Annotated in this window: 2 protein-coding genes; both read left to right on the top strand. The window is 64.9% G+C overall.

The window, feature by feature from the left end; all coding sequences use genetic code 11:
• The first annotated feature begins 2 nt into the window (after positions 1-2).
• A complete protein-coding gene (locus L6D80_RS29770; RefSeq protein WP_176516511.1) occupies positions 3-1277 on the top strand; it encodes an aromatic ring-hydroxylating oxygenase subunit alpha in 1275 nt (424 codons plus the stop codon).
• A 14-nt stretch (positions 1278-1291) separates the two neighbouring features.
• The coding region (locus L6D80_RS29775) for an aromatic-ring-hydroxylating dioxygenase subunit beta (RefSeq protein ID WP_176516509.1) at positions 1292-1764 on the top strand (473 nt) is incomplete at its 3' end.

Raw genomic sequence — 1764 nt, forward strand, 5'->3', positions numbered from 1 at the left:
CCGTGAGCCACCTGATCCCCGCCGTCAACCTGGCGATCGACCCGGCCGAGCTGGTACAGCCCGACCGTGTCCACACCTCCCTCTACACCGACCCGGCGCTGTTCGACGCCGAGCTGGAAAAGATTTTCCACAGCACCTGGATCTGGGTCGCCCACGAAAGTGAAGTGCCCGAAGCCGGCAGCTACAAGACCACCTACATCGGCAAGCAGCCGGTGATCGTGGTGCGCGACCGCAAGCAGGCCATCAATGTGCTGCTCAACCGCTGCCGCCACCGCGGCGCCACGGTCTGCGAGCACAAAAAGGGCAAGACCAACAGCTTCGTCTGCCCCTACCACGGCTGGGGTTACGCCCTTGACGGCTCGCTGCGCGGCGTGCCGCACCCGGAAAGCTATGGCGACTGCCTGGACAAGGCCGAATTGCCGCTGGTCAGCCTGCGCGTGGAACGCTACGCCGGCATGGTCTTCGCCACCTTCAAGGACGACATCGAGCCGCTCGAGGACTTCCTCGGCGCGGCCAGAAAGTGGATCGACCTGTTCATGAAACAGGGCGCCGGCTACGGCATCAAGGTGCCCGGCGAGCACCGCTTCCGCTTCCCCGGCAACTGGAAGATCCAGCTGGAAAACACCACCGACGCCTACCACTTCCCGCTGGTGCACAAAAGCTTCCTGTCCTCGGTCGACGAGCAGACCCTGGCGCTGTTCGACTTCGTCAAAGGCCCCGGTTACGTCGAGGACCTGGGCAACGGCCACAGCGTGATGGTGATGATCCCCGAGCTGGTGGACCTGGAAGCCGACCTCGACAAGCCGATCCCTGAGCGCTTCGAGGCCCTCGCCGCCGAGCTGCGCGAGGAAGGTATCGACGAGCCGCAGGTGCGGCGCATCGTGCGCGCTGTCGGCGGGTCGGGCTTCAACCTCAACCTGTTCCCCAACATCGCCTGCTCGATGGCGTTCTTCCGCGTGCTGCAACCGATCTCGGTGACCGAAACCGAAATCCACCACGCGGTGATCACCATGGACGGTGGCCCGGCGGCAGCCAACCGCTACCGCCTGCGCCTGCACGAACACTTCCAGGGCCCGATGGGCTTTGGCACGCCGGACGACTCCGAGGCCTGGGAGCGGGTACAGAAAGGCGCCAGCGCCGGCGAATCGCTGTGGATCATGCTCAACCGCGGCCTGCCCGGCGAACGGCCCAGCGCCGATGGACGGGTGTCGGACGTGAGTGCCGAAACCGGCATGCGTGCGGCGTACCAGCAGTGGAAAAAGATGATGTCGGCCTGACGGTGGAGAGCCCTATGAACTTGCAATTGCTGCACGAAGTCACCGCCTTCATCTGGCAGGAAGGCGACATGCTCGACCACGGCGAATACGACGCCTGGCTTGCCCTGTGGACCGCGAACGGGACCTATATCATCCCCATCGACCCGCGGCAGACGGACTACGAAAACACCCTGAACTACGCCTACGACGACCACCACATGCGTACCCTGCGCGTGCAGCGGCTGGTCGGTGGCGAATCGATTTCCACCAGCCCGCAACCGCGCACCGTGCGCAGCCTCTCGCGCATCCGCGTGCTGAGCGACGACGGCGTCACCGTGACCGTGCGGGCCGCACAGAACCTGCGCGAGTTCCGCAAGGAAAGCCTCAAGCACTACACCGCCGACCTGACCTACACCCTGGTACGCCGCGAGGGGGGCTTCCAGCTCCAGCGCAAGGTCATCAGCCTGATCAACAGCGACGATACCCTTGCCGGTATCGGCTACATCCT

Origin of the sequence: Pseudomonas ceruminis (assembly GCF_021602025.1) — a bacterium.
Lineage (GTDB): Bacteria > Pseudomonadota > Gammaproteobacteria > Pseudomonadales > Pseudomonadaceae > Aquipseudomonas > Aquipseudomonas ceruminis.